The 20,836-nt window shown below is 63.4% G+C and carries 20 protein-coding genes; 9 read left to right on the top strand and 11 right to left on the bottom strand.

Annotated features, from left to right (window positions below; translation table 11 throughout):
* Positions 1–3 precede the first annotated feature (3 nt).
* The 4 genes from ACI7M0_RS23505 to ACI7M0_RS23490 all read right to left on the bottom strand — a co-directional run bounded on the left by ACI7M0_RS23505 (position 4) and on the right by ACI7M0_RS23490 (position 3,528).
* Positions 4–549 carry a tetratricopeptide repeat protein gene (locus ACI7M0_RS23505; RefSeq protein WP_004576914.1) on the bottom strand — a complete coding sequence of 182 codons (546 nt, stop codon included), beginning with the start codon at positions 547–549 and terminating at the stop codon, positions 4–6.
* Positions 550–793: 244 nt separating this feature from the next.
* Positions 794–2,077: a glutamate-1-semialdehyde 2,1-aminomutase gene (gene hemL / locus ACI7M0_RS23500; RefSeq protein WP_010955406.1), complete on the bottom strand. Its 1,284-nt coding sequence runs from the start codon at positions 2,075–2,077 to the stop codon at positions 794–796.
* Positions 2,078–2,093: 16 nt separating this feature from the next.
* The gene (thiE, locus tag ACI7M0_RS23495; protein ID WP_004576913.1) at positions 2,094–2,717 is read right to left on the bottom strand and encodes a thiamine phosphate synthase; all 624 of its coding nucleotides are present in this window, start codon (positions 2,715–2,717) and stop codon (positions 2,094–2,096) included.
* Positions 2,718–2,730: 13 nt separating this feature from the next.
* Entirely contained in the window at positions 2,731–3,528 is a 798-nt protein-coding gene (locus ACI7M0_RS23490) for a hydroxymethylpyrimidine/phosphomethylpyrimidine kinase (RefSeq protein WP_129971907.1), read from the bottom strand.
* Between the two features lie 265 nt (positions 3,529–3,793).
* On the opposite strand from ACI7M0_RS23490, the gene ACI7M0_RS23485 reads away from it, so the two are divergent.
* The 4 genes from ACI7M0_RS23485 to ACI7M0_RS23470 all read left to right on the top strand — a co-directional run bounded on the left by ACI7M0_RS23485 (position 3,794) and on the right by ACI7M0_RS23470 (position 9,947).
* On the top strand, positions 3,794–5,782 hold the full coding sequence (locus ACI7M0_RS23485) for a hybrid sensor histidine kinase/response regulator (protein ID WP_129934004.1): 1,989 nt from the start codon (positions 3,794–3,796) through the stop codon (positions 5,780–5,782).
* 304 nt (positions 5,783–6,086) lie between these two features.
* Complete coding sequence (locus tag ACI7M0_RS23480) at positions 6,087–7,739, top strand: acyl-CoA dehydrogenase family protein (RefSeq protein WP_020191494.1); 1,653 nt, start codon at positions 6,087–6,089, stop codon at positions 7,737–7,739.
* 105 nt (positions 7,740–7,844) lie between these two features.
* A complete protein-coding gene (amn, locus tag ACI7M0_RS23475) occupies positions 7,845–9,308 on the top strand; it encodes an AMP nucleosidase (RefSeq protein ID WP_014592520.1) in 1,464 nt (487 codons plus the stop codon).
* Positions 9,309–9,314: 6 nt separating this feature from the next.
* Entirely contained in the window at positions 9,315–9,947 is a 633-nt protein-coding gene (locus ACI7M0_RS23470; protein WP_049586600.1) for a pseudouridine synthase, read from the top strand.
* 94 nt (positions 9,948–10,041) lie between these two features.
* On the opposite strand, the gene ACI7M0_RS23465 is transcribed toward ACI7M0_RS23470, so the two are convergent.
* The 3 genes from ACI7M0_RS23465 to ACI7M0_RS23455 form a co-directional block, all read right to left on the bottom strand.
* On the bottom strand, positions 10,042–10,995 hold the full coding sequence (locus ACI7M0_RS23465) for an IS110 family transposase (RefSeq protein ID WP_392523497.1): 954 nt from the start codon (positions 10,993–10,995) through the stop codon (positions 10,042–10,044).
* A gap of 237 nt (positions 10,996–11,232) precedes the next feature.
* Positions 11,233–11,436 carry a DUF2788 domain-containing protein gene (locus ACI7M0_RS23460; protein WP_003249787.1) on the bottom strand — a complete coding sequence of 68 codons (204 nt, stop codon included), beginning with the start codon at positions 11,434–11,436 and terminating at the stop codon, positions 11,233–11,235.
* Positions 11,437–11,489: 53 nt separating this feature from the next.
* Positions 11,490–11,966, bottom strand: a complete 477-nt coding sequence (locus ACI7M0_RS23455; protein ID WP_003249795.1) for an Lrp/AsnC family transcriptional regulator — start codon at positions 11,964–11,966, stop codon at positions 11,490–11,492.
* Between the two features lie 395 nt (positions 11,967–12,361).
* On the opposite strand from ACI7M0_RS23455, the gene ACI7M0_RS23450 reads away from it, so the two are divergent.
* Positions 12,362–13,198 (top strand): DUF6515 family protein, encoded by an 837-nt coding sequence (locus ACI7M0_RS23450; RefSeq protein WP_129933943.1) that lies wholly within the window; start codon positions 12,362–12,364, stop codon positions 13,196–13,198.
* 148 nt (positions 13,199–13,346) lie between these two features.
* On the opposite strand, the gene ACI7M0_RS23445 is transcribed toward ACI7M0_RS23450, so the two are convergent.
* Together ACI7M0_RS23445 and ACI7M0_RS23440 are read right to left on the bottom strand one after the other, a co-directional pair.
* Positions 13,347–14,219 (bottom strand): cation diffusion facilitator family transporter, encoded by an 873-nt coding sequence (locus ACI7M0_RS23445; protein ID WP_010955399.1) that lies wholly within the window; start codon positions 14,217–14,219, stop codon positions 13,347–13,349.
* 22 nt (positions 14,220–14,241) lie between these two features.
* Entirely contained in the window at positions 14,242–14,661 is a 420-nt protein-coding gene (locus tag ACI7M0_RS23440) for a polyribonucleotide nucleotidyltransferase (protein WP_129933944.1), read from the bottom strand.
* A gap of 116 nt (positions 14,662–14,777) precedes the next feature.
* Between ACI7M0_RS23440 and hrpB the strand changes: the two genes are divergently transcribed.
* Positions 14,778–17,306 (top strand): ATP-dependent helicase HrpB, encoded by a 2,529-nt coding sequence (hrpB, locus tag ACI7M0_RS23435; protein ID WP_129933945.1) that lies wholly within the window; start codon positions 14,778–14,780, stop codon positions 17,304–17,306.
* Positions 17,307–17,375: 69 nt separating this feature from the next.
* Here hrpB and ACI7M0_RS23430 read toward each other — a convergent pair whose 3' ends face one another.
* Entirely contained in the window at positions 17,376–17,894 is a 519-nt protein-coding gene (locus ACI7M0_RS23430; protein WP_129933946.1) for a hypothetical protein, read from the bottom strand.
* Positions 17,895–17,979: 85 nt separating this feature from the next.
* A complete protein-coding gene (locus ACI7M0_RS23425; protein ID WP_019438909.1) occupies positions 17,980–18,636 on the bottom strand; it encodes a YciC family protein in 657 nt (218 codons plus the stop codon).
* Between the two features lie 167 nt (positions 18,637–18,803).
* Between ACI7M0_RS23425 and ACI7M0_RS23420 the strand changes: the two genes are divergently transcribed.
* The 3 genes from ACI7M0_RS23420 to ACI7M0_RS23410 all read left to right on the top strand — a co-directional run bounded on the left by ACI7M0_RS23420 (position 18,804) and on the right by ACI7M0_RS23410 (position 20,823).
* On the top strand, positions 18,804–19,562 hold the full coding sequence (locus ACI7M0_RS23420; protein ID WP_129933947.1) for a DUF2076 domain-containing protein: 759 nt from the start codon (positions 18,804–18,806) through the stop codon (positions 19,560–19,562).
* A 160-nt stretch (positions 19,563–19,722) separates the two neighbouring features.
* Positions 19,723–20,202, top strand: coding sequence for an NYN domain-containing protein (locus ACI7M0_RS23415; RefSeq protein WP_004576858.1), 480 nt, complete (start codon positions 19,723–19,725; stop codon positions 20,200–20,202).
* Positions 20,203–20,211: 9 nt separating this feature from the next.
* The gene (locus ACI7M0_RS23410) at positions 20,212–20,823 is read left to right on the top strand and encodes a PolC-type DNA polymerase III (protein WP_020192908.1); all 612 of its coding nucleotides are present in this window, start codon (positions 20,212–20,214) and stop codon (positions 20,821–20,823) included.
* Positions 20,824–20,836: the final 13 nt, after the last annotated feature.

The raw sequence follows: 20,836 nt of genomic DNA, 5'->3' as shown, positions 1-20,836 counted from the left end.
CCTTCAGGGAAGCGGCGAGAACGGCGTGCGCCCTTCGGCGTTCTGCAGTTCGAGCAGGTACTTGCGGAAAATCTGGCCGAGCACCTGGGTGGCATGCTCCAGTTCGTCGCGGGGCATTTGCTCGGTCACTTCGTCGGCCATGTCCAGCGCATCTTCGGCGCCATTGACCGCAGCCATTTTCAGCAGGATGTAGGCCTGCACGTTGTTGGCCTTGACCCCTTCGCCATGGAAGAACATGGCACCCAGACGGTATTGGGCGTCGGCTTGGCCCTGCAGCGATGCCTTCTGGAACCAGTCCAGGGCTTTGCCCAGGTTTTTTGGCGTTTGCGTGTAGTAATACTCGCCCAGTTCGAATTGCGCCTGGGCATCCCCCGCAGTCGCCGTCTGCTCGCAGGCCTTGAGGGCGTTTGCCAGGTCTTCAGGCTGAACGTTCAAGGTGCAGCGGCCCGTCGCCGGAATCAGCAACGAGTTACCGCCCTCCGCCAGGGCCAGCAGGGGCTGAAGAAGCAACAGGCAGCCCAGGGTCAGGGCGCGGCCGGTGCGGTTCATGGGGATCGACTTACCTCTGCAAAGCTGCGGCCAATGTCTCTGGTGGCACATTATGGGATAAGCAGCGCCAACCTTACAAAGTTTTACTCGAATTTCTGCTTGGTTGGGGAAGTCAGCTGATTGTGTGTGCGTAATTATTGCCTGTGCCGGCCTCTTCGCGGGTGAACCCGCTCCTACAAGGGGGTGTCGCTTTCATGAGTGTAGGAGTGGGTTGGCTCACGAAGAGGCCGGTACAGGCTGGCCATCACTTCAGGGCAGCAAAGGCTTTCTCAGCCGCATCCAGGGTGATCTGCAGCTCCTTGTCGCCATGGGCGATGGAGGTGAAGCCCGCTTCGAATGCGCTCGGTGCCAGGTACACGCCACCGTCGAGCATCAGGTGGAAGAAGCGCTTGAAGCGCTCGGCATCGCTGGCCATCACGTCTTCGAAGGTGACGATATCGTCGGCGCCGCTGAAGTACAGGCCGAACATGGCACCGGCCTGGGTGGTGACGAATGGCACGCCAGCGGCATCGGCGCGTTGCTGCAAGCCGTCAAGCATGCGGCTGGTGTAGTCGGTCAGCTCGGCGTGGAAGCCTGGGCGGCTGATCAGCTTGAGGGTGGTCAGGCCGGCGGCCATGGCCAGCGGGTTGCCCGACAGGGTGCCGGCCTGGTAGACCGGGCCGAGCGGGGCGATGCAGCCCATGATTTCACGCTTGCCGCCGAAGCAGCCGACCGGCATGCCGCCACCGACGATCTTGCCGAAGGTCGACAGGTCCGGCTTGATGCCGTAATGGCCCTGGGCGCCGCCGAGCGAGACGCGGAAACCGGTCATCACTTCGTCGAAGATCAGCACCACGCCATGCTTGTCGCATTGCTCGCGCAGGCCTTCGAGGAAACCCGGTGCCGGTGGTACGCAGTTCATGTTGCCGGCCACTGGCTCCACGATGATGCAGGCCACGGTCTGGCCAACTTCGGCCAGGGTCTTCTCGACGGCGGCGATGTCGTTGAACGGCAGGGTCAGGGTGTGCTTGGCGAAGTCCGCTGGCACGCCTGCCGAGCTTGGCACGCCTTGGGTCAGCAAGCCCGAGCCGGCTTTTACCAGCAGGCTGTCGGAGTGGCCGTGGTAGCAGCCTTCGAACTTGATGATGGCGTCACGGCCAGTGTAGCCACGGGCCAGACGGATGGCGCTCATGGTGGCTTCAGTGCCCGAGCTGACCATGCGCACCATTTCCATCGACGGTACGATCGAGCAGACCAGGTCGGCCATCTCGGTTTCCATGGCGGTCGGCGCGCCGTAGGACAGGCCGTGCTCCAGCTGCCTGCGTACCGAGTCCAGCACGTCCGGGTGGCCGTGGCCGAGGATCATCGGGCCCCAGGAGCCGACGTAGTCGACGTAGCGTTTGTCGTCCTCGTCAACGACATAGGCGCCTTCGGCATGCTTGAAGAACAGCGGCGTGCCGCCAACGCTCTTGAAAGCGCGGACTGGCGAGTTGACGCCGCCAGGGATGTGCTTCTGGGCTTGGGCGAACAGGGCTTCGGAACGGGACATGGAAGTATCTCTCGAATCAGGATGCGAACAAGGCGTTGAAGGCGCGGGCGCGGCGGGTGACTTCCTGCGCGCTGTCGGCACCGAACAAGCCGTGGATCACCGCCAGCAGGTCGGCGCCGTGGGCGACCAACGGGGCGGCGTTGTCGAGGGTGATGCCGCCGATCACGGCGATCGGCAGTTTCACCTGGGCGCGGGCCTGCTCGAGCAGGCCGACGTTGGCAGCGGGCGCGCCCGGCTTGGTGACAGAATTGAAGAAGCGGCCAAAGGCCACGTAGCTGGCGCCTTCGCTGGCAGCCTGGGCGGCCAGTTCGAGGCTGGCGTGGCAGGTGGAGCCAATGATTGCCTGACGGCCGAGCAGTGCGCGGGCCGGGGTCAGCGGGCCGTCGGTCTGGCCCAGGTGCACGCCGACACCCAGGCGGGCGGCCAGTTCGGCGTCGTCGTTGATCAGCAACTGGGTGCCGTAACGCTCGCAGAGCTTCATCAGCCCTTCGGCTTCACGCAGGCGGCGCGCAGCATCGTCGCTCTTGTCGCGGTACTGCAGCAGACACACGCCGCCTTCCAGGGCCGCCTCGACATGGGACAGGAAACGGCCGGCGAGCAGCTGGCTGTCGGTGATGGCGTACAGACCGCGTAGCTTCATTGAAAGCCTCGTATCAGGAACAGAAGTCCAGGGGCAGGCGGCGCGGCACGTATTGGCCCTTGCCCAGTTGCTCGGCGTCACGCAGGGTGCGCCAGGTGTAGTCCAGGGCGGTGCGCACGGCGCTTTCCAGCTGCTCGCCGAGCGCCAGGCGGCCGGCCAGTGCACTGGCCAGGGTGCAGCCCGAGCCATGGTAGCTGCCCGGCAGGCGCTGGCAAGTCCAGGTGAAGTGCTGGCCTTCCTGGGTGTACAGGCGGTTGTGAATTTCGTCTTCGTCACCGTGACCGCCGGTAATCAGCAGGTGTCTACAGAACGGCAACAGTTTCTCGGCACATTCGTCAGCGGTGCCCTCGGGCAGTTCGGCGAGGATGCGTGCTTCGGGCAGGTTCGGCGTGGCGATGGTCGCCAGCGGCAGCAACCGTTCACGCAGGGCGTAGCCCACTTCGTCCTTGCCCAGGCGGCCACCGCCACCGGCACGCAGCACCGGGTCGCAGACCAGCGGCAGGTGAGGGTGGGCGGCCAGCAGTTCGGCGACGGTGTCGACCATCTCGATCGAGCCGAGCATGCCCAACTTGACGGCGGCCACCGTGGAGTCGGCCAACACGGCATTGGCCTGGGCCAGCACCCACTCGCGGTCGAGCACGCGGAAGTCGGAAACGTTGACGGTATCCTGTACGGTCAGGGCGGTCACTGCAGGTGCAGCGTGGCAGCCTTGGGCGATCAGGGCTTCGATATCTGCCTGCAAGCCGGCGCCGCCACTGGGGTCGTGGCCGGAGAGACAGAGGACAACGGGGCGGGAGCTGTAGGTATTCATGGTCGGCGAGCTTACCACCAAACCTGTTTGGGCGGATCGTCCGACAAACGAGTTTTACTGATCGATCGGTCAGGTTGCTGATTGGTTTTCTATTGAAAGCATTGATTTAGAGCCTTTTCTTTGTGTTTTTATGTGGCCGATTGCCAGGTTGTGAGGCTATGCTAGAGTGCTCGGATAACTCGACAAACGGGTTCTGCAGGATCACGTCGTCTCAAACGGATGGGAGGCTACCGCGACGCGACCGGACAGGCCATGCTGGGGCTGTATGCGCTATTTGCTGATTGTGCTTCTGGGTTTGCTGCCCGTGCTGGCCGGAGCGGTCGATTTCGACGACGCTACCCGGCATCTTCCACTGGGCAAGGCCATGCAGGTTTATGAAGACCCCGATGGCAATGCCAGCATCGCTCAGGTCAGTGCCCCCGGTTTCGCCAAACACTTTCAGCCCCACCATGAGGATGTGCTGAACGCCGGTTACTCAACCTCGGTGTTCTGGCTCAAGGTCGAACTGCGCCCCACTGCCGCGCCCAGCGCTGCGCCGCGGTCATGGCTGCTGGAGTTGGCCTACCCGCCGCTGGATCACCTCGAACTGTATCTGCCTGACAGCAGCGGCTTGTACCGCCTGGCGCAGCGCACCGGCGATGCCTTGCCCTACGACAGCCGGCAGATCCGGCAGAACAACTACTTGTTCGAACTGCAACTGCCGCCAGGCAAGGTGACCACCGCGTACCTGCGGCTGCACAGCCAGGGTTCGGTGCAAGCGCCGCTGGCGTTATGGTCCCCTGAAGCCTACCTGGAAGAGCAGCCCACGCGCCTGTATGTGCTGGGGATGATCTACGGCGTTTTACTGGTGATGCTGGTGTACAACCTGTTCATCTACCTCAGCGTGCGTGACGTCAGCTACCTCTATTACATCCTTTACATCGCTTCGTTTGGCCTTTACCAAGTCTCGGTGAACGGCGCCGGTGTAGCCTATTTCTGGCCAGACAGCCCTTGGTGGGCGAATGCCTCCACGCCTTTGTTCATTGGTGCAGCCGGCCTGTTCGGTTGCCAGTTCGCCCGGCACTTCCTGCAATTGGGCAGCCTCAACCGTGGCTTCGATCGCCTGTTGCAACTGCTGATGCTGGGGGGGGCGCTGGTCATGGTACTGGCGGTGAGCATGCCGTACGGCATTGCGCTGCGCATGGCCACGCTGCTGGCGCTGCTGTTCACCATAAGCGTCTTCAGCGCCGGCCTGTATGCCTGGTGGCGCGGCTTGCGAGTGGCGCGCTGGTTCATCATCGCCTGGACGGCGTTCCTGCTTGGCGGACTGGTCAACACCTTGATGGTACTGGGCTACCTGCCGAACGTGTTCATCACCATGTATGCCAGCCAGCTGGGTTCGGCCTTGGAAGTGGCCTTGCTGTCGCTGGCACTGGCCGACCGCATCAACAGCCTGCGCGAGCAGCAGGCACAGACCTTGCGCGACACTGGGCGTACGCTGGAGCAACTGAACCTGCAGCTGGCCAGGAGCAATCGCCTGAAGGACGAGTTCCTGGCCAGCGTGACTCATGAACTGCGCACCCCGATGAATGGGGTGATTGGCTCGCTCGAGCTGATGCACACCTTGCCGATGGGGGCTGAAATGGCTCAGTACCATCACACGGCAGTGGGGTCTGCCCAAGGCATGATGGATATGGTCGATGCCATTCTTACCCTGTCCGAATTGCAGGCCGGCCGCCTGCGGGCGCAGCCGGCACCGTTCAGCCTGCGTGCCCTGTTGCAGGGTTTGCGCGCCAGTTATGCCGGGCAGGCGCTGGGCAAAGGCCTGTACCTGAGCCTGGACATTCCGGCCGACCTGCCGGACGGGTTGCTCGGTGACGGGCAGAAACTGGCGCACTGCCTGGGTTGCCTGGTGGACAACGGTTTGAAGTTCACCCATCAGGGCGGTGTGATGATCCAGGTGCGTGGCCGACGGGTGGGGCCGGATGATCTGGCGTTGACCTTTACCGTCAGCGACAGCGGTATCGGTTTCGATGATCTGGAGCAGTCGACCCTGTACCAGCGGTTCTTCCAGGTCGATGGTTCGATGACCCGGCGGTATGGCGGTTTGGGGATTGGGTTGTCGATTTGCCGGCAGATGGGGGAGTTGCTGGGGGCCAGATTGGCGCATGAATCGACGCGCGGGCTGGGTAGCCGCTTCGAGTTGAGTTTGAACATGGCGATTTCGCAGGCGCAGATGAGCCCGCACATGCTGCAGGCGCGGCGCTCGCTGTAGGAGCGGGTTCACCCGCGAAAGGGCCGGGTCTGCTGGCCAATATGCACCCACCGTTCACCGTTGCCGCCACCACCGTATTCGCGGGTAAACCCGCTCCTACACAGCACAGGTCGTTGTAGGAGCGGGTTCACCCGCGAAAGGGCCGGGTCTGCTGGCCGATATCCACCCGCCGTTCACCGTTGCCGCCACCTACGCGCGCGCGCACGCCAGCAACCACACGTTTAGTCATTAATACCCCTTGGACTACCCCGCAAGCAGTGCTTCACTGGGTCTCTCAAGCCTACCCGGATCCAGGAGCCCCCCGATGAGCCTGCACCAGTACGCTGAAACCCACGAAGTCACCAACCAGCCGCCGCCGCTCGACGGTGCCAACCTGTACCGCCTCGACCTGCCCTTGCAAGAATGGTCAAGGCGTTTTGGCGCGGGCTGGGCCGAGTCGCGGATCGACGCCTATGGTGCCCTGGCCGGCGGCCCGCTGATGCAGGCAGGCTTCCTGGCCAACGCGCACAAACCCGAGTTCAGCAGCCACGACCGCTATGGCCATCGCATCGATCTGGTCGAGTTCCACCCGGCCTACCATGAGTTGATGCGTACCGCCGTCGAACATGGCCTACCTTCTTTACCATGGGCCGAGCCCCGTGCTGGCGCCCATGTTGCACGGGCGTCGATGACCTACCTGCACAGCCAGGCCGAGGCCGGCACCGGCTGCCCGCTGACCATGACGTTTGCCGCCGTGCCGGCATTGCGCCTGCAGCCTGAGCTGGCTGAATACTGGCTGCCGAAAATCCTTGCCTGCGAATATGACCCGCGCAACGTTGGCGACCGGCACAAGGCCGGGGTCACCCTGGGCATGGCGATGACCGAAAAGCAGGGCGGCACCGATGTGCGCGCCAACACTACCCGGGCCTATCCGGTCGGTGCGCCGGGCCCGGGGCAGGCTTATGAGCTGGTTGGCCACAAGTGGTTCTGCTCGGCGCCGATGTGCGACGCTTTCCTGACCTTGGCGCAAACCGAAAAAGGCCTGAGCTGCTTCCTGCTGCCGCGCCACCGCCCCGATGACAACCGCAACCAGTTCTATATCCAGCGCCTGAAGAACAAGCTGGGCAACAGCTCCAACGCCTCCAGCGAGGTGGAGTTCCGCGGTGCGCTGGCGTGGATGATCGGCGAAGAGGGACGCGGCGTGCCGACCATCATCGAGATGGTCGCCATGACCCGGTTTGACTGCATGGTCGGCTCCAGCGCGCTGATGCGCCAGGCGTTGACGCAGGCGGCCCACCATTGCGCGCATCGCAAGGTCGGCGGGCGGGTGCTGAACGAGCAGCCATTGATGCAGAACGTGCTGGCCGACCTGGCCCTGGAAAGCGAGGCTGCGCTCGCCCTGAGCTTGCGCATGGGCCAGGCGCTGGAGCAACTGGACGACCCGCAACAGGCGCATTTTGCCCGGCTGGTCACGGCGGTGGGCAAGTACTGGATCTGCAAACGTGCGCCGGCCATGATCAACGAGGCCGCCGAATGCCTGGGTGGCGCGGGTTATGTGGAAGACAGCATTCTGCCACGGCTGTACCGCGAGGCACCGGTCAACTCGACCTGGGAGGGCTCGGGCAACGTGCAGTGCCTGGATGTGCTGCGGGCCTTGTCCAAGGAGCCGGGCGTACTCGATGCACTGTTTGTCGAGCTGGGTGACGGGCATGGCGACCCTCGCCTGGCGGCGCATATCGGCAACCTCAAGGGGGCGTTTGCCGACACCGGCGACATGCAGTACCGCGCGCGGCAACTGACCGAGGATATTGCCCTGGCGTTGCAGGCCAAGCTGCTGCTGGAGGCGGGGAATACGGAGGTCAGTGATGCGTTTATCGGCAGCCGCTTGGCCGGTGGTGGCCGGGTGTACGGGGCGCTGCCGCGAGGTGTGGATGTGATGGCATTGGTCACAAGGGCTACGCCTGCCTGGCCCCTGTAGCAGCGGGCTTGCCCGCGAATGAACCCAACACCGATCAATGGGGGTGTATTTAACCAAGAAGGCAGGCAAGATGGATCACATGCATGTCCAGACAGGAAGCACAGTGTGAGCCACGCTTTTGTAGTCGTTGATACCCCCGAACAGGCCGTCGACCGTCTGGCGGCCTTGCATGAACAGGCCACAGGTGCCCTGAGTCAGGCCCTGAAGCGTTACCTGAAGGACCGTACCGAGCCCGATACCGATGAGCGCGACCTGTTCCGCTACCCGGCGCTGCGCCTGACCTACTACAGCCATGGCGAAGTTGCCGCCACCACCCGCGCCTATGCCAAGGTCCAGGTTGCCGGCACCTACAGCGTCACCGTCACCCAGCCCGCTGCGTTCCGTGGCTACCTGCTGGAGCAACTGCGCCCGCTGATGCATGACTACACCGTCACGGTAGAAGTCGGTGTCAGCGAGCAGAACATCCCTTACCCCTATGTGGTCGACCAGGGCGACGAGCTGGCCGGTAGCGGCATTACCGCTGCGCAGCTGGCGCGAGTGTTCCCCAGCACCGACCTGTCGGCGGCCACCGACAACATCGCTGATGGCCTGTACGACTGGGACCGTGCTGAAATCATGCCACTGGCGTTGTTCGATGCCGCGCGCGTCGACTTCTCGCTACGCCGCCTGGTGCACTACACTGGCAGCGACTGGCGCCATGTACAGCCGTGGATCCTGCTGACCAACTACCACCGCTATGTCGACCAGTTCATCAGCCATGGCCTGGAACAACTGCGTGACGACCCGCGCTTCGTGCGTATGGTGCTGCCGGGTAACGTTGTGATCGAAAAGGGCATGGATCATGGCGAAACCCAGGCCCTGGTGGCGAGCGTGGTCTGGCACCGCTACCAGATGCCGGCCTACCACCTGATCGCCGCCGACGGCGATGGCGTTACCTTGGTCAACATTGGTGTGGGCCCGTCCAACGCCAAGAACATCACCGACCACCTGGCCGTGCTGCGCCCGCATTGCTGGCTGATGATCGGCCACTGCGGCGGCCTGCGGCAGTCGCAGACCATCGGCGACTACGTGCTGGCACACGCCTATATGCGCCGTGACGGCATTCTCGACCGGGTCGTGCCGCCGAATATCCCGATCCCGGCCCTGGCCGAAGTGCAGATGGCCTTGCAGGAGGCCGCCGCGCAGGTCACTGGCGAGCGTGGCGAGCAGTTGAAAAAGCGCCTGCGCACCGGCACCGTGCTGACCTACGACGACCGCAACTGGGAGCTGCGCTGGGCTCAGGAACGCCCGCTGATCAACCTGTCGCGTGCCGTGGCGGTGGACATGGAAAGCGGCACCATTGCTGCCCAGGGCTACCGTTTGCGCGTGCCTTACGGCACCTTGCTGTGCGTGTCCGACAAGCCGCTGCACAGCGAGATCAAACTGCCAGGTTCGGCCAACGCCTTCTATAACCGGGCGGTCAGCCAGCACCTGAAGATCGGCATTGCCGCCCTCGACCTGCTGCGCACCGAGCTGAACTCGCTGCACTCGCGTAAACTGCGCAGCTTCGATGAGCCGCCGTTCCGCTGAGGATTCATGTCACTGCCACCCCGTAACAAGCCGCGCCGCCCTCAGGCGCGGCCTGCCGCCGGCCCGCGTCGCCAGGCCAAGGCGCCACCCGCCGAGCCGCGCCTGATCCTGTTCAACAAACCGTTCGACGTGCTGACCCAGTTCAGCGACGGTGAAGGGCGCGCGACGCTCAAGGACTTCATCGACATTCCGGGCGTATACCCGGCCGGGCGGCTGGACCGCGACAGCGAAGGCTTGCTGTTGCTGACCAACGATGGCGGGTTGCAGGCGCGGATTGCCGATCCGAAGCACAAGCTGGCCAAGACTTACTGGGTGCAGGTGGAGGGTGAACCGAGTGACGAGCAGTTGCAGCGCTTGCGTGATGGCGTGGAGCTGAACGATGGGCCGACCTTGCCGGCTGAGGCGCGGCGCCTGGAAGAACCCGAACTGTGGCCGCGTAACCCGCCGGTACGGTTTCGCAAGAGCGTGCCGACCAGCTGGCTGGAGCTGGTGATTCGCGAAGGGCGTAACCGCCAGGTGCGGCGGATGACGGCAGCAGTGGGGTTGCCGACCTTGCGCCTGGTGCGCGTGCGGATTGGTGACTGGGCGCTGGATGGGCTGGAGCAGGGTTGCTGGCGGGAGGTCCCTGCCAGGCTTTAGTTCAGGTCAGGGCCTGTTCGCGGGCCCGCCCGCTCCCACAGGGACGGTGCAGTACTTGAAGGCAGCGCCCAACTTGTGGGAGATTCTATGGTTTTCAGCAAGCCAATTTTCGGCTTTTGGTGACGTATTCGCCCTGATCTCGCATCAGGGCGAATGCGACGCGAGCGAGCTTGCGAGCCAAGATCACTAATGCCTGAGTCGTTGCTTTACCGTTGCTCCGATACTGCTCATACACGTCTTTCCAGGTAGCTGACCTACTGGCCGACATCGCTGCGTTATGCAACAAACGACGGATCTCCGAACAGCCTCGCTTTGTAAGGCGGCGGCGTCCATTCTTTTGCCCGGAGTCATTCACTCGCAGATCCATCCCCAAGAAGGCGATGTAAGCGTCACTGCTTTTGAATTCGCCTCTGATAAATGCCATTACCAGTGCTGACGCTGTGAGAAAACCAATACCTTCCACGGCTTGGCAGCGAATAACCTGTTCAAGCAGCCCTGCCTCTCGCAATACTTCTTTGATCTTCTTTTGTATCAGCAAGTCCAGCCGTTCTATCGACTTGACGAAGGTTTCGAAGGCCGCTTTCAACAGGCCCTCGTTAGCCCAGCTCTGCGTCATTGCAGTACGTGCCGATACCAGCGCAGCCCTGCGCCGCAGAAGGCTCTGCAGCTTGCCGTAGACGGCGGGAGGCGGGGTCCAAGGGCGAAGATCCTCACCCTCGTTTTTCAGAAAACGGGACAGTAACCGCGCATCGGACGGGTCAGTTTTGACTCGGCCGCCAACACTCTTGCGATAGTTACTCAGTTGAAATCCATCAATGACATAAACATCGAAGCCCATGCCATGGGCTAGCTCGACCAGATCCAAGTGATAGATGTTGGTCGCTTCAACGGCGATAGCCGTGTTCAGTGGCTGCTGCCTGAGCCACTTATTGATTTCAGATTTAGAGTTTTTCAGCTTGATGATCTCATCACGCTCCTCGTGATGGATCACCAATTCAGCTTTTGCAACGTCCGCTCCGATGATCGACTTCACTACCTGCATTGCCATCGGCGGCTCTCCACGTTATGGTTTTTCGGCTTGAGGGGCTTTCACCAAGAGGCGCTGGCTTGCTTCTATCGTCGCTTGCAAACGATGCATTCTTTATCGGCGCTTTGGTGGAAGGGGTGGGGCGATGTCTCCCACGGTCTGTACTGCTCGTAACAGTCAGAATCGGGCATTTAGTCCCACCACCCCTTCAAGTCTAACCATACAAGCGGGCGTGCCCGCGAATGGCCCTGAAATGTTTTATACGCCTTCCAGAAACCCCACCACCACGCTTTTGATGATGAAGGCCAGCACCCCCAGGCCCAGCACGAAGAACAGGATCAGCGTCCCGAACTTGCCCGCCTTGGACTTTTTTGCCAGGTCCCAGACGATGAAGCCCATGAAACCGATCAACACGGTGACCAGAATGATCATCATCCATTCTTCGAATACGGCGGGATCCATCGGTGTTCTCCAGGCGGGTTGAGCGTCCGATTATACGTCGGCTGGGTAAGCAATTAACGTAGGTGGGTCAATGGCAGCTCGGTGCTGGCCAACACCTGGTTGAGCACGAAGCTCGAACGCACGCTGGTGACGCCTTCGATACGCGTCAGGCTGCCTAGAAGCAGTTTCTGGTAGTGGTCCATGTCCGGCACCACCACTTTCAACTGATAGTCCGCATCCATGCCGGTGACCAGGCTGCATTCGAGCACCTGTGGCAGGTTGCGGATGGCGGCCTCGAATGTTTCAAAGCGTTCCGGGGTGTGGCGGTCCATGCCTATCAATACATAGGCGGTCAGGCTCAGGCCCAGCTTCTTGCGGTCGAGCAGGGCCACCTGGCGGGAGATGTAGCCGTCGTCCTCCAGTTGCTTGACCCGACGCGAGCATGGCGATGGCGACAGGCCGATGCGTTCGGCCAGTTCCTGGTTGGAAATGCGCGCATCGCGCTGCAATTCGGCGAGGATGCTCAGGTCGTAGCGGTCAAGTTTGCTCATGGCATTTGCCTTTTCTGTTCGGATTGCTGCGAATTATCAATCCAGGGTGAAAAATTGCGCAAGTGCTATTTATCTGAGCAATCTTCGCAATCCTCTGTCGCAACCCGTCCGGTATCTTTATCACCAGAATCACTGCCCGGACATCAGTCCACGGCGACGCGCCCTAGGCGGGCGGTCGCGGCCAGCCATCCAACAGGATCTGCAGGCCCCCGGGCTACACACCCTCCAGAAGACGGTGTGAGGTGAGCCGGCGCCACAAGTGCCGAGCACGGACGACAATTCCTGAAGGGAGGCCCTGTGGCCTCCCTTTTTTCATATCGGGAATTTTAATTGGCCTGTGGGGTGGGCACGGTAGACTGGCGTTGGTTGCAGTTTTTTCTACCGAGAGGAACACCATGACGTCGCGCATCTGGCAGTTGGCAGGTGTTGGTTTACTGGGTTTGAGCATCAGCCTTGGGGCCTTGGCTGAAGGGCCCGGCGAGGGGCACGGTGAACGTGGCCAGCAGGTGCAAGGTGAGGGTGGACCGGGGCGCTCGCTCAACTCGCGCGACGAAGTGCGCCAGACCCAACCGCCGCGCCAGGGGTATTACCAGGACATCCCCCGCCGCCACGGTGAAGATCACCACTGGCAAACCGGTGGCCCGGGGCAACGGCCCGGTGGCGACTGGCAGGGGCGCCCGGATGGCCATGGCAATGGCTGGGGGCCTGGGCCGCAGTATCGCCCAGGGCACACGGTGGATCATTTTCCTGAGCGCTACTGGAAAGTACCCTACCGGGGCGCTGACTATTTCTACTCCGGGGGTTACTGGTACCGCCCGCACGGGGGCAGTTACATCGTGGTGACCCCGCCGTACGGCGTGCGGGTCAGTTATCTGCCGCCTTATGCGCGGGAAGTGTGGTTGGGTGGTGCGCTGTTCTTTCTGGTGGCCGATACCTATTACCAGTACCTGGCAGACAGCCAGGAATATGTGGTGGTCAACCCGCCGGTCGGCGTGCCGTCGCCCGTGCCGGTGGCCCCGGCAAATGGCGGGTATGACGTGGTGGCCTATCCGATGTATGGCCAGGGTCAGGAACAGCAGGAGCAGGACCGCTACCAGTGCCATCGCTGGGCGGTGAGCCAATCGGGCTTCGACCCGGCGACGGCGACGTACGCACCGGCGGCCACTGTGCTCAGCCACTACCAGCGGGCGCTGGGGGCCTGTTTCAGTGGTCGGGGTTACAGCATCAACTGAACCCTGCACGGAACCCCTGTAGGAGCGGGTTTACCCGCGAATACGGTAGCGGCGGCAACGGTGATCGGCGGGTGGAAATTGGCTAGCAGCCCCGGCCCTTTCGCGGGTGAACCCGCTCCTACAAGGGGTGGGGCATGGGGTGGTTACCTCATACCGGGTCGGCGTGCACCATCACGTCTGCCTGTGGGTAACGCTGGCGGATCACCCGCGAGGCTTCCACGCACAAGCTATGCGCCTCATGCAGCGGCAGTTGCCCCGGCAGTTCCAGGTGCAGTTGCACAAACCACTGGTTGCCCGACACGCGCGTGCGCAGGTCATGCACGCCTTTCACGCCTGCAACGGCCAGCACCAGCGCGGTCATGTCCTCGCCAACATCGCCGGGTAAGGCCTTGTCCATCAGGATCGCCGTACTTTCGCGGGCAATCTGCAACGCACTCCAGAGGATGTAAAAGGCGATGCCCAGGCCGAACAGCGCATCCAGCTGCGGCCAGCCAAAACGCGTCAGCAACAGGGCCAGCAGAATGCTGCCGTTGAGCAACAAGTCAGAACGGTAGTGCAGGGAATCTGCCCGTACCGCAGTGGAGCCGGTGAGCCGGATGACCTTGTACTGCAGCGCCAGCAGGGCGACCGTCAGCACCAGCGACAGCAGCATCACCGCGATACCGATGGAGGTATCACCCAGCGGTTGCGGGGTGTACAGGCGCTCGACCGCCTGCACACCGATCAGCACCGCACTGCCACCGATGAACAGCGCCTGAGCCATACCGGCCAAGGCCTCGGCCTTGCCATGGCCGAACCGGTGATCGTCGTCGGCCGGGCGCAGGGCGTAGTGCACCGCCAGCAGGTTGAGGAACGAGGCCACGGCGTCCAGTGCCGAGTCGGTCAGCCCGGCCAGCAGGCTCACCGACCCGCTCAGCCACCAGGCCAGCGCCTTGCTCAGCACCAGGATGCCGGCCACTGCGAGTGATGCGCGCGTGGCCAGGCGGAGCAGGCGCTGGTGTTCAGCCGGGGTAGTGATCATCCGTGGTCAGTGTCCTTGTGGCTCAGGCTGCCGGGACCAGGCCCAGGCTGGCCAGTTGTTCGATGCTGCCGCGGTGCTGGATCAGCCGTGGGTCGTTAAGTGGCAGGCGCTGGCCCAGTTCGCTTTCCAGAATGGCCTGCAGCTTCAGGTTGTCGACCTTGCCATCTGGGCTGACGGCTTCTTGCAGCTTGGCGGGGTCGACCTGGGCGGTGTGGCCACCTGGGTAGTAAATGGCGCCGGTGGCAAAGTCGATGCCGAAGGCAATGAGCCCCGGGATCACGTAGAACAGGATACCGATGGCATCCATTGCAGCAACCACAGGGTCGATCTTGCCGCCGATCTGGCCGCGCCGGTCCGGGTAAAAAATGGTGCCGCAGGCCGTCAGTTGAGTCAGCAGGGTGGCAATGAGGGCGCCACCGATGACGCGGGTCGAGATGCGCATGTAAATCTCCGAGAAGGTGTTCAGCAGGACAAGCGAAGCGCCTGCACCTGATGTTAAGACCATGATAGAGCAGGCTGGGTTCGCCGTTATACTCGCGACACTGTTCGAGGACCACCATGATTTCATTACCCATTGATGCTGCCTTGCCCGCCCTGCGCCAGGCTCTGGATAACCGTCACGAAGTGGTGCTTGAAGCGCCGCCCGGCGCTGGCAAGACCACCCGCGTACCACTGGCGCTGCTGCACGAACCGTGGCTGGCCGGGCAGACCATCCTCATGCTCGAGCCTCGGCGCCTGGCTGCGCGGGCTGCGGCCGAGCGGCTGGCCAGTGAGCTGGGCGAGCAGGTTGGGGAAACCGTGGGTTACCGCATCCGCCTGGACAGCAAGGTCGGGCCGAAAACCCGTATCGAAGTGGTGACCGAAGGCATCCTCACACGCCGCCTGCAAGCCGACCCGGCGCTGGAAGGTGTGGGCCTGCTGATCTTCGACGAATTTCACGAGCGCAGTCTGGATGCCGATCTCGCACTTGCGCTGAGCCTTAACGGCCGCGAGTTGCTGCGTGACGACCCGCCACTGAAGATTCTGCTGATGTCCGCGACCCTGGAAGGCGAGCGCCTGTCGCGGTTGCTGGACGATGCCCCGGTGGTCAGCAGCGAAGGCCGCATGCATCCGGTGGATATCCGCTGGGGGCGGCCGTTTCAGCCAGGCGAGTTCATCGAGCCACGGGTGGTGGACTGCGTGCTGCATGCGCTGGCTGACCAGGCCGGCAGCGTGCTGGTGTTCCTGCCTGGGCAAGCCGAGATCCGCCGGGTTCACCAAAGCCTTCAGGAGGCGCTGGGGACGCGCCCCGAGATTCTGCTGTGCCCGCTGCATGGCGAGCTCGACCTCAATGCCCAGCGCGCCGCTATCGACCCGCCGGCCAAGGGCCTGCGCAAGGTGGTGCTGGCCACCAACATCGCCGAAACCAGCCTGACCATCGATGGCGTGCGCGTGGTGATCGACGCAGGCCTGGCCCGGGTGCCGCGCTTCGACCCTGGCAGCGGCATGACCCGCCTGGACACCCAGCGCATTTCCCGCGCCAGCGCCACCCAGCGCGCGGGGCGTGCCGGCCGCCTGGAGCCCGGCGTGTGCTACCGCCTTTGGTCCGAGGCCCAGCATGACCAGCTGGCCGCCCATGGCAGTGCCGAGATTCTCCAGGCCGACCTGGCCGGGCTGGCCCTGCAGCTGGCGCGCTGGGGTGTAACGCCCGAGCAGTTGCGCTGGCTCGACCAGCCACCGGCTGCAGCGTTCGCCCAGGCACAGGACCTGTTGGCGCGACTCAGCGCCTTCAAGCCGGGCAGCCGCGACACCCTCAGCGAACATGGCCAGGCCATGGCCGAACTGCCGGCTCACCCACGCATCGCGCACTTGTTGCTGCGCGGCCAGGACCTGGGCCTGGCACAGATGGCATGCGATGTGGCTGCACTGCTGGGGGAGCGGGACATTCAGCGTGGCGGTGATGCCGACTTGCACAGCCGGCTTGCGCTGGTCAGCGGTGAGAGCAAGGCTGCGCGTGGCGGCCAGGGGGGGGTGCAGCGTGCTCGTCAGCTGGCCCGGCAATATCGTGGCCTGTTGCGTGGCAAGGTCGGTGCGCCGGTCGCCGACCCGGACCACCCACGCTGGCTGGGCGCCCTGCTGGCGCTGGCCTACCCTGACCGGGTCGCCCAGCAGCGCCGGGCGGGTGGGGCGGAGTATCGGCTCGCCAACGGCCGTGCGGCCCTGTTTGGCGAAGTCGATGCATTGATGAAGTGCCCATGGCTGGTGATCGCCGACCTGGGTAGCCGCCAGGGGCAGCGTGAGGAGCGGATCTATCTGGCAGCCGAATTCGATCCGGCGTTGCTCGAGGGTGTACTGGCCGAGCAGGTCGAGCGGGTCGATATCCTCGATTGGGACGAGCGCGAGCAGGTGTTGCGCGCCGAGCGCCAGGTGAAGGTTGGCGAACTGGTCCTCAGCCGTGAGCCGCTGCCCAGGCTGGATGACGAAGCCAGGGCCCGGGCGCTGCTTGGCCTGGTCCGGCGCAAAGGTTTGAACCTGCTGACCTGGACGCCGGAACTGCGGCAATGGCAGGCACGTGTGGCGCTGCTGCGTCAGCTCGACCTGCAGAAGGATGGCCACAGCGAATGGCCTGACCTGGGGGACGAGGCCCTGCTGGCCAGCCTGGAAGACTGGTTACAGCCTTACCTGAGCAAAGTATCGCGCCTCAGCCACTTTGCCGCGCTGGACTTGCCGTCGATGCTGCGCAACCTGCTGCCCTGGCCGCTGCCGCAACGCCTGGAAGAACAGGCCCCGGCGCATTTGGCCGTGCCGTCCGGCTCGAACATCCGCCTGGATTACAGCGAAACCCCGCCGATTCTCGCCGTGCGTCTGCAAGAACTGTTCGGCCTTGCCGACACCCCGCGCATCGCCAATGGCCGGCAGCAGGTCAAGCTGCACCTGCTGTCACCGGCGCGTCGGCCGGTGCAGGTGACCCAGGACCTGGCCAGTTTCTGGCGCACGACCTATGCCGAGGTGAAGAAAGACCTGAAAGGGCGATATCCGAAGCACTACTGGCCGGACGACCCTCTGGTGGCCGAGGCTACCGCCAGGGCCAAGCCGAGAGGGAGCTGATGCACACCACCGAGTGCGGCAGGCCGAAAAAATCATGCGCTGGCCACGACGTGTCAGTGGTCGTGCCATTCATCGTATTGCACCCGCCAGTGCAGCTCGATCTGCCTGCCTCAATAGGAACGTGATCACTTCGCCTTCCTCGACGTTGAGCCAGGCTACCCACTCCCCACTCCTGTGCGGCGTATCCGTGAGGGCACCGACCCTGTAGCCCCGCTGGTCGCGCAGATGGCAGACAAGGCCTTCATCTGTCAGCGCCAGCGGCTCGATTTTCCAGTATTCGCTAACGTCTGCATGCCAGTAGAAGCCCAGATAGCCATTGCGGCTGACCCCTAGTTTCTTGGTCTCCGGGCGCCCTGGCATGCTGATGCGGTAGTGCAGGCGATCGTTGGTCCGCGAGTGGTAATGAAAGTCCATCACCGGCGAGTCCTGCCTTCCCCCCGCCTGCAACCAGTCATCCTCAGGGGTAATACCCCAGCCGAACTTGTCTGTACTGCGGCTGAGGCGTAGCGGGATGTCCCGGTCGACGGCGCGCATGTACAGCTTGCCGCGAAAAGACCTGGCGTACCCGGCCTGAATGGTTTCGTTCATGGTGCACTCCTTGAATAGCATTGAGGATGTGCACTCTGGCGCCAGGGCTGGGCAGCCGGCAGGCCGAAAACATTCCCCGGTGGCCTCAGGTGCGGGCTTCACCTTCCAGCAACATGAACAGGCGGTACAGCACCACGGTGCTGAACAGCTGCAGGAAGCCGCTGAGGCTGTCCATGGCCAGTTCCATCCCAGGTGATGGCTCGGGGAAGGCCATCAACAGCAGCCCGTCGATGAGCCAGATCGGTGCCAGCACGCCTAAGACGCAGATCATGATGCGCATGAAATGCCCGGTGGTCATGCTTGCGCTTTCGCGCATCGCCTGCACCACCGGCCGGCCGCGCAGCACCAGCAGGTACTCGGCGAACACCAGGTTGATCATGATCCACACCCCCGGGAAGATGAACAGCGCCAGGCCGGCCATGATCAGTAGCGAGCTGATCAGGATCAGCAGGGCCAGTTGCGGCCACAGTTGAAGGGCGCGGGCGAACAGGTCGCGCTTGGCGATTTCCTGGCCGTTGCTGCGTGTGTCCAGGTACAGGATCAGGGCTGCGCTGTACAGCGGGTAGAACAGCAGGCTGACCAGCATGCCGTAGGCCGGTGATGCCTGGTCGCCCAGCTGCCGGTCCAGCAATTGGGTGAGCAGGGCTTCCACCACCACCAGCGGCAGGCACAGCTGGAGGATGTTTGGCAGGTGACGGCGGAAGAAGTACAAGGAGTCGCGCAAAACGCTCAGCGGATTCATCAGTCAACATCGCATGGCAGTAAAAACAGGGGCCTAACTTTAGCCCAAAGCAGGCCTGGAGCTGTCACTTGCTGAAAAAAGTTTCACCGCAGCAGTGATTGAATCCCGCGCCTGTACGCCCCATCTTTGACGCTGTCCGATGTCCCGCTACCCCACGAGGTCGCCCCATGAACACTGAAGAACAAACCCTGATCGACGGCCTGTTCGGCCGCCTCAAGCAAGCCGAAGACCCGAGTCAGCCGCGTGACGCGCAAGCCCAGGCGTGCATCGAGCAGCACGTGCGTCAGCAACCGGCGGCGCCTTACTACATGGCCCAGGCGATTTTGGTGCAGGAGGCCGCAATCAAGCGCCTCGACGAACAGAACAAGCAGCTGCAAGCCGAGCTGCAGCAGGCCCGTGCCCAGGCTCAGGCGGCACAAGCCGCCAGCAGTGCGCCGAGCAATGGCGGGGGTGGCTTCTTGTCCAGCATCTTTGGTTCGGGTGGGCGCAACGCAGCACCGGCGGTGCAGCCACAGCGTCCTTCGGCGCCCCCTGTAGCGTCCGGTGGTGGCTGGCGCGAGCCGTCGGCACCTAGTTTCGCCCAACCTCAGGCGCCGCAGCCTGCCTATGGCGCCGCGCCTGCGCGCAGTGGGGCCAGCAGCTTCCTTGGTGGTGCCATGCAGACCGCCGCCGGTGTGGCCGGTGGTGTGCTGCTGGCGCAGGGTATCAGCAGCCTGTTCAACCACAACTCGCAACCGGAGGAAGTGGTCGAGGTCATCAAGGAAGAGCCGGTGCCAGCCAGCGACAGTGGCGGCTGGAACGACCAGGGCGGGCAGCAGCAAGTGGCTGACAACGGTGGCTGGGGCAGTGACCAGGGTGGATACGCCGACGGTGGTTTTGGCAGCGATGACGGCGGGTTCTTCTCGGACGACGATTCTTACGTCTGACAGGTCTGGCATACTGCTGGCATTTCCGGGGGCGCTTTGCGCCCCTTCGCGGGCACGCCCGCTCCCACAGGTGTACGCGCGATACCTGTGGGAGCGGGCGTGCCCGCGAAGGGCTGCGCAGCAGCCCCCCGGCACTCCAGGCCAAAAATGAGGTTCCCAGGTGAAAAAGATCGCGCTGTTCGCCGATGTGCAGAACCTCTATTACACCGTGCGCCAGGCCCACGGCTGCCATTTCAACTACACCGCCCTGTGGGCCGATGTCAGCCGCGAAGGCCAGATCGTCGAGGCCGTGGCCTATGCCATCGACCGTGGCGACAGCAAACAACAGCAGTTCCAGCAGATCTTGCGCAACCTCGGTTTCGATGTGCGCCTCAAACCCTTCATCCAGCGCAGCGATGGCTCGGCCAAAGGTGACTGGGATGTGGGCATTACCCTGGATGTGATCGACGCGGCCAGCCGGGTCGACCAGGTGGTGCTGGCCTCCGGCGACGGTGATTTCGACCTGCTGCTGGAGCGGGTAATCCAGCGCCATGGCACCGAAGCGGTGGTGTATGGCGTGCCGGGGCTGACGGCGTTGTCACTGATCCGTGCTGCCACCCGCTACGTGCCCATCGAAGGCGCGCTGTTGCTCAAACACTAAGGTCTTTTCATGGAACGTATCGCTGTCATCGACTTTGAAACCACCGGTATTTCCCCCGGTACCGGCTGCCGTGCCACCGAGGTGGCGGTGGTAATGCTCGAGGGTGGGCGCATTGTCGAGCGCTACCAGAGCCTGATGAATGCCGGCGTGCCGGTGCCGGCCTTCGTCGCAGGGCTGACCGGCATCACCACCGCCATGCTGCGCAGTGCGCCGCCGGTGGAGAAAGTGATGAACGAGGTGGCCGAGTTCGTCGGTGGCACCCCATTGTTGGCGCACAACGCTGCTTTCGACCAGAAGTTCTGGGACTACGAGCTGGGCCGTATTGGCCGCAGCCGCAGCCAGCCCTTCGCGTGTTCCCTGTTGCTGTCACGGCGTCTGCTGCCCGCCGCGCCGAACCACAAGCTGGGCACTTTGACACGCTGGGCTGGGTTGCCGGACACGGGGACTGCGCACCGGGCCATGGCCGATGCCGAAATGGCCGCCAACCTGCTGCAGCATCTGGCGGGTGTGTTGCGCCAGGACCACGGGGTTCAGCAACTGTCGCACGAGCTGCTTTGCCGGCTGCAGAAGACCCCGGCTGCGAAACTGCGCGAAGCGCTGGCCAAGTACTGCAGGGATTAGCCAGTGAACGTCT

This window comes from Pseudomonas sp. 10(2024), assembly GCF_045164175.1.
GTDB classification, from domain to species: Bacteria; Pseudomonadota; Gammaproteobacteria; order Pseudomonadales; family Pseudomonadaceae; genus Aquipseudomonas; species Aquipseudomonas alloputida.
This window is presented reverse-complemented; position numbering and strand designations above follow the sequence as displayed.